This is a genomic window from Paraburkholderia sp. UCT31, assembly GCF_014397655.1.
GTDB lineage: Bacteria > Pseudomonadota > Gammaproteobacteria > Burkholderiales > Burkholderiaceae > Paraburkholderia > Paraburkholderia tuberum.
This window is the reverse complement of record NZ_VZQP01000118.1, coordinates 1-9,306: the sequence shown is the minus strand read 5'-3', so window position 1 is coordinate 9,306 and position 9,306 is coordinate 1. Positions and strand designations below refer to the sequence as shown.

The window sequence follows — 9,306 nt, the reverse complement described above, 5'->3', positions numbered from 1 at the left end:
CGCGAGAAGGGCCGCTCGCTGCGTCATGCTCCTTGCGAATACGTCGAGTATTCGCGGCGTCGCAATCCTTGCGAGCGGCCCTTCTCGCGGCAACGCACGTGCGTTCCATATGTAAACAGACCCTAGTTGCATGGCAGCGACGAAATACGGCATTCATATCGCGGCCGTTCATCCAGCTTAGGTCTTTCGAAAGCGCACCCATGGCTCGATCGTCTGCATCGCGATCTGAAAATCCTATACTGGGTCGGTGCGGTTGCTGACTTCGCGCCTTGTCTGCACATCCGTTTGCGCGAGTCCAATCGTCCGACATGACGCCGCTGAAACCCGGTCGACCGCGCGTTGCGTCATCTGCCTGACAGAACGGAAAATCAAGCCATGCTGACGATCGACGACATCCGCGCCGTGCCGCTGTTCTCGACCCTCCCCGACAGCGAACTGGAAATCCTCGTGCACGCGTGCGCCGACCTGCATCTATGCGCGGGCGAGTTCGCGGTCCATGAAGGCGGCGAGCGCGCGTTATACGCCGTGCTGTCGGGCAAGATGGAAGTCATCAAGACGTTCGACGGCATCGAGCGAACCTTGGGCTGGCGTCTGCCCGGCACGATCTTCGGCGAAGTGCCGCTCGCGCTGAGCTCACCGTTTCCGGGCGCGTATCGAGCGGCCGAGCCGTCGCGCGTGATGCGGGTCGACGCGCCGCAATACTATGCGCTCGCGGCGGCGTCGCCCGACGTGGCGTTCAAGATGGGCGCGCTCGCGCGCGAACGCATCGGCGGGCTGCAAAGCCTTTCCGCCGAGCCGCCGAAGGCGCGTGTGACGATCGTCGGCAACCGTTGGGACAATGCGTGCACGCTGCTGCGTCAGTTCCTCGCGCGCAATCAGATCAGCGTCGACTGGCTGGCGCCGGATGCGCCCGAATTGGCCGCGCGCTGGCCTGGCACGTGTCCGACGCAAGGCGAGTGCCCCGCGTTGCGCCTCGTCGACGGCACGGTGCTGAGGCGGCCCGCGACCCGCGAGCTTGCGGGACTGCTCGGCCTCCAGACGCAGCCGCGTCTGGCCGGATACGACACGGCGATCATCGGCGGCGGCCCCGCGGGGCTGGCTGCCGCGGTATACGGCGCGTCGGAAGGTCTGCGCACGCTGGTGCTGGAGCGCGAGGCGCCGGGCGGACAGGCGGGCACGTCCTCGCGCATCGAAAATTATCTCGGCTTTCCCAATGGTGTTTCCGGCGACGAACTCGCGAGCCGCGCGCTGCAACAGGCACGGCGGCTCGGCGCGGAGATCCTCGTGACGCGCTCGGTCGAGCGCATCGATGTGCAGGCGCGGCGGATTCATCTCGATGGCGGCGACGCCGTGCACGCTCGAACCATCATTCTCGCGACGGGCGTCACGTGGCGGCGGCTTGCGATCGACGGCTTCGACCGCTTTATCGGCAAGGGGATTTACTACGGCGCGGCGCGCAGCGAAGCGAGCGCGACGCACGGCCTCGATGTCCATCTGATCGGCGGCGGCAATTCGGCCGGCCAGGCGGCGTTGTACTTCGCCAATCATGCGCGCAGCGTGACGCTCGTCGTGCGCGGCGATTCGCTCGAAAAGGGCATGTCGCGCTATCTCGTCGAACAGCTAGCGGGCAAATCGAATGTCGCGGTGCGGCTGCGCTCGGAAGTCATCGGCGCGCATGGCGATACGCATCTGACGGCCATCACCGTTCGCGATTCGACGAGCGACACAGTGAGCCGACACGACTGCGGCGGTCTGTTCGTCTTCATCGGAGCGGATGCGCAGACGGAGTGGCTGCCGCCCGAAATCGCGCGCGATGTGCGCGGCTACGTTCTGACCGGCGATGACGTCGTCAAGGCCGGACGCTGGTCGCATCAGCGCGATCCTTCTCTGCTCGAATCCAGCGTGGCTGGCGTGTTCGCGTGCGGAGACGTGAGACTGAGTCCTGTGAAGCGCGTCGCTTCGGCCGTCGGCGAGGGCAGCATGGCGATTGCTTTCGCGCACAGGTATTTGCAGTCTGACAGAGCTTGAGTTCGTCGCGTGAGTCTGCTGCGCGGTCGGGTTGCGCGGCCGCTATGTATTCGCAGGCAGCGCGACGCGTTCCAATACCGTCATCGGGCCGAGCCTTTCGATCACATCCAGTTGAGCCGCATCGCGCACGAACAGCGAACCCGCAAAGCCGAGCGCGTTGACCGACACGCCTTCGACTCGCTCTTGCGATCTCGGCACGAGCAACATCCAGCGCCGCGTGACCAGCAGGTTGTAGGGCGTCGCATGACAGCCGGCACGGTCGATTTCGAGCGCGCCGATATCCGCCGCGTCGAGCAGCGTGCGATAGCGGGAAAGCGCCAGCTTCGGCGCATCCGCGCGAGCCAGATCATCGGCGTGAAAGCGTGCGAACGCATGCCGAAACGGCAGATCCGGCAAGCCGTTCTCCGCACCGAGCAAGGGCTCGACAGGCACGGACGGATCGGCTTCCCCGAGCGGCAGCGGCACGATCTGCAGGTGCTTGTGCGGCTGGCTCGCGCCCGCCTGCGTGCCGGCGTTGTAAAAGCCGATGCCGTCGAATTCGGCCATGCACGCGAGCAGCGCTTCGAAATCGGCAAGATCGAGCAGCGCTTCCTGCGGTTCGAATTCGCGCGTGACGATCAGCAGATGATGATCGATCACGTTGAACTTGTTCAGCAACGCGAGGTGAGTATCGGAGATGTCGGCGACGAACAGATCCGGCTCATAGGGAAGAAATGGGTTCGCCTGAGGGTGCTTTGCCGTCTGCAGCTTTCGCGCTTGCTCGCGTTGCTGTTCCTTGCGCGTCAGGCTCGACACCTGACGCACGAGAAAGCGGATGCCGCCGCTGTCGATCACGGACTGTTGCGTGTCGATCGGTCGCAGCGCGCCGCAGCTCAGCGCATGTCCGGTCTGTCGCACAATGGCGGGCCACAGCGTGCCCGGAATCAGGCGTCGTTGTCGTTCCATAGGATGTCGGCAGGCGTGGCGGCGCGCGTGAAGCGGGTGAACGCGCAGCCGCTACAGCTTGTAGCCTATCGTGCGCAAAAGATCCTTGCGCCATTGAATGTCCTCCGCGCTTTCCGTGCCGACAGGCGAAAAACCATCGACCACGCCGACGATGCCTCGCCCCTGATCTGTTTCAGCGATCAGCACTTCGACGGGATTCGCCGTTGCGCAGAAGATGCGGCAGACCTCCGGCACGGCCTTGATCGTGTTCAGCACGTTGACGGGGAAAAAGCCGTCGCCCAGAAACACGAAGAAGCTATGGCCCGCGCCGACGTTGGTTGCGTTCTGGCATGCCATTTCGACGAGGCTTTCGTCGGTGCCGGAGCGCCGCACGAGGCGCTTGCCGGAAGCCTCGCAAAACGCGAGACCGAACTTGATGCCGGGCACCGTGCCGACCATCGCCTCGTGAATATCCTCGACAGATTTGATGAAGTGGCTTTGCCCGAGAATGAAGTTGGTCGCTTCGGGCTTGACGACCTTGACGGCGGACAATTGCATGGTGGACCTCGCTCCATTGCGGCAACACGCCGATGAAAACACGTCGAACACGGGCCAACGCGACCGTGGATGGTTCGCGCGTCAGCCGGTCTTCGTCGATCCGGCTTCTAGCCTAGTACTAACCGCGCGTGAGCGAAACCTCGACCGACCACGAGCCGCGGGATTCGAATGCGCCCGGACACCGCTTCCGGGTCGCGCCGGTCCAGGATCGAGCAGGCAGAGAAAGCCTGACTTATGGCGGCACTGATCGACCAAAAGCCGATTCATCCTCATAGCGTTTTGACCCGCTTTAAACTCCCATCGCACCGCGGCGACCTCTCCGGGTCAACAAGGTCAACCGCCGGTTTACGCCCCCGACCGAGTGTGCAAGTATCTTCACCAAGCCGCATCCCGCACACTCTTGCGAGGTTCACGATGGCCTGGAAACTTTGGAAGACCGAGAAGCGGTACGACGAGACGCGAAGCTGGCCGAGCGGCACGCATGAGTCGTTGAAGCAGCTTCTGGATATGTACCTGGGCAGCGACTCGCCGCCGTTTGCGAACTGGGCCGCGCCTGGAATTACTTTTGCGCCCGAAGTCGAAACGCTCGCGCGAAACGGAGTCCGGGGGTATCAGCTTGCCCTCTGGTTGTGGCTTTTCGCCGAGAAGCACGGCACGATCGCGGCAAAAATGGTGCGTGAGTCTTTGTGCCTGCTCGCCGACGCGATGCAACCGTCGTCCGGCGACAAGATCGACTCGCTCCTCGACCTCGAAAACCGCCTCGCGCATTCTGTCGAGGACCTTTCCGCTCAACAGCGCACCTTCCGACTGGAGGGTCTGTCCGTCGAGCTACCCATGGAGTTTTTCCTCGCTACTGCTTTCCTCAGGCTCGCACCGGACTCGCCTTACGCCGGGAACGAAGGCACCGACCTGCAAGGCAACGACTTCAAACTGGCCGACTGCTTTCAGCATGCAACCGAAGAGGGGCTGGCGGTATTCCGGCCCATGATAGACGCGGTCGACTTCGACGCGAAATCGCTGCCCAACTGGAGATGGAGCGCTCATCCCGGCGCCGCCGAGCGACACCTGCAACGCCGCCACAAGAATCCCCTTTTCGCCCTTCATCGCCAGATGGTGACGGCTCACGAGGTCTATGAGGCACGGCTTGCGGACGCTCGGGCCATCGAGGACATCAGGACCGAGCTCAATGAGACTAGCCGGTCGTTCTCCGAGACGACCGAATTGCCCTTGAACTGGCAGCCCTTCCTCGAAGGATACCGGGACCACGTCGACAGGCTCGACGAACGCCGGCTCGTCGTTGGCGGACAGAGCACGTCGCTCGGCAATGCAATTGCAGCGTTGCGCGCCGACATACTTGCGACCTGGCGCGCTTCGATTCACAAGAACCGGCACAGTCTCGCGACTCTGGAGCAGGAAGAAGCGAAACGGGCTGAGCGACGGACGCTGCTGTATGGATGCGAGTGGACGGCCCAGCTTTTGAGCCACGGGTCGCTGATCCCGCCGGAAGAGGTGGTTCCCGCCCTGCTAAGCGAGCCCCCTTCCGAGCTGGAAAAGGTGGTGACCGGTCTGCGGGGCGAACCGCGACTGCATGAGACGCTTGCGCAGTGTTGTGCAACTGCGCATCGGCTTGTCAACGAGCTTCGCGCGGCTGGCCATCAGCTTCCCGACATCGACGACAAGCTTCGCATTCTGGATGGTGCGCCCGGCCAGTTGCCGGTCTGATCGTCTTCGAGGTGTGCCATGTCTTGTTACCTATTTGGATGCCACGCCCGACCCACAAAAGGCCACTTATGAACTCTTCCTCTCGCGACCCGCTCGATGTAGCGACCGAGGCGGTATCTACGCTTTCAGAGTACCTGGAGCTTTCGCTAGACAAAGGAAAGAGCCTGATTTTTGTGCTCTCTCAAGGCGAAAATTGCGAAGTCTACCTTGGTGATCCTGGCGAGCCAGACGCGGACTGGACAAGCTGCGCGGCCATTCCGAACAAGCTGGTCCACGCGCTTCTGGAGACCACGCGGTCAGGATTCAACCAGTTGGTCATTGAAGGACAGGCCTACCGCTTCGCTCGGACCTTCGCGCAAGTTGCCGAGCATGGCGCTGTCGTCTTCACACCTGCGTAGACGTTGTAGCCAATCACGTTGATGCATTTGATCATGGATGATCGTGACGATTTCCTTGTGCGCAACATGGCGTTCCGCGAGGTCGATCTGGCGGTCGAATGGGCTGCGGCAGAGGGGTGGAATCCGGGCCTCGACGACGCGAGGTGCTTCTGGAATGCAGACCCCAATGGCTTTTTCGTCGGTACCTGGCGTGGGGAGCCGGTGGCATGTATCTCGGCAGTCGCCTACGATGAGCGCTTCGGTTTCATTGGCCTCTACATCGTCAAGCCGGCGTTTCGCGCCAGGGGTTTCGGTCTGCGCACCTGGCAGCACGCGATGCGCTATCTGGGAGATCGTACGGTCGGCCTCGATGGTGTCGTTGCCCAGCAGCAGAACTATCAAAAATCCGGCTTCCAGCTCGCCTATCGCAACATCCGCTTCCAGGGCGTCGTGCAAGCTGCGTCGACGCCAAACCTGACGAACGCGCGGGAGGTCCCCTTCGCGCAACTGGTTGCCTACGACAGCGCATGTTTTTCGACCGCCCGTCCCCGCTTCCTGGCGGACTGGATCGCGCAACCACAGGCGCTGGCCCTGGCGGATGTGCGCAACGCTCAGATAAGGGGGTACGGCGTGCTGCGCCGTTGCGGGACCGGCTACAAGATCGGTCCGCTCTTTGCCGACGACGCACGGATCGCCAACGATCTGTTCGACGGACTGGTCGCGAGCGTCGCAGGCGAAGTCATCGCGTTCGACGTCCCGGAGGTCAACGCGGCCGCCGTAGCGCTCGCTGAACGCTACGGCATGGTTAGCGCGTTCGAAACGGCGCGAATGTACACTCGCGCCCCGCCGGCCATTCCCGTGCAACGCGTGTTCGGGGTGAGTTCGTTCGAACTAGGTTGACTGCAAAGATCGAGCCGCTGGAAAAAACCGGCGGTGATGCGCTAGACCTCCACTACGATTCGGGCGGTCCGCCCCGAAAGGGAACGATCATCGAGCGACCGTAAGCGACGACTCACGCATCTGTGCGTAGGTCGACTCGGCAAGCTTCACTTCGTCTCGCGAAGGCTTGGTACGAACGCTCAGATAGCCGACGGTCTTGCCGCCTTCAATCACCGGTGTGACGTTCGCGCATACCCGGTAATGGTCGCCATTCTTGCGGCGGTTTTTCACGAGCGCTGTCCTCGCGAATGAACGTCACTTTCGCGAGACCCTCTTCTTCCTTTCCGGAACTTCGACGGTGGCGTCGACCGGTGTGAACGGTGCGTGAAAATGATCGACGAGGAAGTCGATGAAGGCGCGCGCCCGCGCGGTCTGATTGCGCTGCCTGGGGTAATAGACGAACAGGTCCGCGGACGGCAGCACGGTATTCGGCAACACCAGCTTAAGGCGCCCGCTCTGTACATACTTGGCCAGATCCCATTCAGAGCGAATCAGAATCCCATGACCGTCGAGCGCCCACCGAAGGACAATGTCGCCGTCATTGCTCGATAGCGCGCCTTTCACCTTGATCGCCTCGATGTGGTCGTTCACGATGTAGCGCCACACGCCATAAGCGTCATCGTTCTGCCGATGAATGATGCAGCGATGCTGGTGCAGGTCCTCCACCCGCTCGGGCGTTCCAGAACGTTCCAGATATTTCGGGGACGCGCAAAGAAAGCGGCGATTGCTCATGATGCGCCTCGCGCTCAGGCGACTGTCGGGTAGCTCGCCGAACCGTATCGCCATGTCGAAGGCCCCTTCGACGAGATCGACCGGCCGGTCTGTCACCTCGAACTGAACTTCGACATTCGGAAAACGCTTTGCAAAGTCGGAGACGAGCGGCGCGATGGTCGTCCTGCCAAAACCGAGCGTCGCGTTGATGCGCAACGGCCCATGCGGATCGCGTCTGGCGCCGGATATGGCCTCCTCCATCTCGCGGACCTGCCCGACGATCTGGGACGCGTAGCGCAGATAGGTCTCGCCCTCGGGTGTCAGGCTGACGCTGCGCGTGGTCCGGTTGACCAGACGCGCGCCGAGCCGCTGCTCGATGATCCCCAGCCGCTTGGTCGCCGCTGGCGGACTCAGATCGAGCGCCCGGGCGGCGCCGGACATGCTCCTGAGTTTCGCCAGGAGAATGAAGAACTCAAAGTCGGATGCGGGAGCAGTACTCACTTTTGGTGAAATATGTAATGAACGTAAGTGAATTCTAGCAAGCTCTTTCGCGGCTAAGCTATGCAACACATTGAAGCCGGTGTGGCTCAATAACTGTTCAAATCTCTGGAGACAGTGGCGTGAGAATCGTTGAAATCCGCGAAAAAACCGTTCCGATCAGTTCCCCGATCCGGAACGCCTACATCGACTTCAGCAAAATGACCTCGAGTCTCGTCGCGGTCGTCACGGACGTCGTTCGCGACGGCAAGCCGGTGATCGGCTACGGCTTCAACTCGAACGGCCGTTACGGCCAGGGCAAGCTGATGCGCGAGCGCTTCATTCCGCGCCTGCTCGAGGCCGCCCCTGCCTCGCTGGTCGACGACTCCGGCGACAACCTCGATCCCCACAAGATCTGGGCGACGATGTTCATCAACGAGAAGCCCGGTGGCCACGGTGAGCGGTCCGTCGCCATCGGCACGATCGACATGGCCGTCTGGGACGCGGTGGCGAAAATCGCGGGCAAACCGCTGTTTCAGCTCCTCGCGCAACGGTACGGCAATGGCGAGGCCAACCGCAAGATCTTCGTCTACGCGGCGGGCGGCTACTACTATCCGGGCCAGGACCACGAAAAGCTCAAGGATGAGATGCGCAGCTACATCGACCGGGGCTACACGGTCGTGAAGAAGAAAATCGGCGGTGCCTCGCTCGACGAAGACCTGCGACGCATCGACTCGATCCTCAGCGTGCTGCAGGACGGCCAGAAGCTCGCGGTCGATGCCAATGGCCGCTTCGACCTCGATACGGCGATCAGGTATGCGAAGGCCCTGTCGCAGTACGACCTGTTCTGGTACGAAGAGGCGGGCGACCCGCTCGACTTCGAGTTGCAGGCGACGCTGCGCAACTACTATGACAAGCCGATGGCAACTGGCGAAAACCTGTTCTCGATGCAGGATGCTCGCAACCTGATCCGCTACGGCGGCATGCGCCCCGATCGCGACTGGCTGCAATTCGATTGCGCGTTGAGCTACGGCCTCGTTGAATATCTGCGAACGCTCGACATGCTGCATCAGCATGGCTGGTCGCGCAGCCGTTGTATTCCCCACGGCGGGCACCAGATGTCGCTGAACATCGCGGCGGGCCTCGGACTTGGCGGCAACGAATCGTACCCGGACCTGTTCCAGCCATACGGCGGCTTCCCCGACGGCGTTCGCGTCGAGAACGGATATATCACGATGCCGGCGCTGCCCGGCATCGGCTTCGAAGGCAAATCCGACCTCATCGCCGAGATGCGCAAGTTGGCTGAATAACGCGTGCGCAACGGCACCGACCAGTATTCCCGGTTGAATGGCTCATATAAAGACGGAACGAAGCCGGCTCAATGCGGCCTTTCCACGCTGCTGCGTGGGAGGGCCGCATTTTCCCTTTGAAGACGCCGTGCACAGGAGATGGTATGGACGCCTCCCTCCCGCGTCGGATAGGAGAGGCAGTAGGAACGGCGGAGCCCTCGCTATACCCGACGGCATCAGAGTGCCAAAGTGGCGGTGTCAAAACGACCAGTAAGGGTAAG

8 protein-coding genes and 1 pseudogene are annotated in these 9,306 nt (G+C 62.3%); 5 read left to right on the top strand and 4 right to left on the bottom strand.

Features of this window, described 5'->3' with window-relative positions:
- Positions 1-375 precede the first annotated feature (375 nt).
- Entirely contained in the window at positions 376-2,028 is a 1,653-nt protein-coding gene (locus tag F6X40_RS40445; protein ID WP_187631742.1) for an FAD-dependent oxidoreductase, read from the top strand.
- Between the two features lie 42 nt (positions 2,029-2,070).
- Here F6X40_RS40445 and F6X40_RS40440 read toward each other — a convergent pair whose 3' ends face one another.
- Entirely contained in the window at positions 2,071-2,973 is a 903-nt protein-coding gene (locus F6X40_RS40440; protein WP_187631741.1) for an ATP adenylyltransferase family protein, read from the bottom strand.
- A gap of 51 nt (positions 2,974-3,024) precedes the next feature.
- On the bottom strand, positions 3,025-3,510 hold the full coding sequence (locus F6X40_RS40435; RefSeq protein WP_018422486.1) for an adenosine-specific kinase: 486 nt from the start codon (positions 3,508-3,510) through the stop codon (positions 3,025-3,027).
- Positions 3,511-3,924: 414 nt separating this feature from the next.
- Between F6X40_RS40435 and F6X40_RS40430 the strand changes: the two genes are divergently transcribed.
- The 3 genes from F6X40_RS40430 to F6X40_RS40420 all read left to right on the top strand — a co-directional run bounded on the left by F6X40_RS40430 (position 3,925) and on the right by F6X40_RS40420 (position 6,509).
- Positions 3,925-5,232, top strand: coding sequence for a tryptophan leader peptide (locus F6X40_RS40430; RefSeq protein ID WP_187631740.1), 1,308 nt, complete (start codon positions 3,925-3,927; stop codon positions 5,230-5,232).
- Positions 5,233-5,300: 68 nt separating this feature from the next.
- Positions 5,301-5,630 (top strand): hypothetical protein, encoded by a 330-nt coding sequence (locus tag F6X40_RS40425; RefSeq protein WP_187631739.1) that lies wholly within the window; start codon positions 5,301-5,303, stop codon positions 5,628-5,630.
- A 33-nt stretch (positions 5,631-5,663) separates the two neighbouring features.
- Positions 5,664-6,509 carry a GNAT family N-acetyltransferase gene (locus tag F6X40_RS40420; protein ID WP_187631738.1) on the top strand — a complete coding sequence of 282 codons (846 nt, stop codon included), beginning with the start codon at positions 5,664-5,666 and terminating at the stop codon, positions 6,507-6,509.
- 114 nt (positions 6,510-6,623) lie between these two features.
- On the opposite strand, the pseudogene F6X40_RS40415 reads toward F6X40_RS40420, so the two are convergent.
- Positions 6,624-6,788 (bottom strand): annotated as a pseudogene (locus F6X40_RS40415) (chemotaxis protein); the annotation flags it as partial.
- A gap of 15 nt (positions 6,789-6,803) precedes the next feature.
- On the bottom strand, positions 6,804-7,700 hold the full coding sequence (locus tag F6X40_RS40410; protein WP_409340040.1) for a LysR substrate-binding domain-containing protein: 897 nt from the start codon (positions 7,698-7,700) through the stop codon (positions 6,804-6,806).
- Between the two features lie 179 nt (positions 7,701-7,879).
- Here F6X40_RS40410 and F6X40_RS40405 point away from each other — a divergent pair, with 179 nt between their 5' ends.
- On the top strand, positions 7,880-9,046 hold the full coding sequence (locus tag F6X40_RS40405) for a mandelate racemase/muconate lactonizing enzyme family protein (RefSeq protein WP_187631737.1): 1,167 nt from the start codon (positions 7,880-7,882) through the stop codon (positions 9,044-9,046).
- The last annotated feature ends 260 nt before the right edge of the window (positions 9,047-9,306 follow it).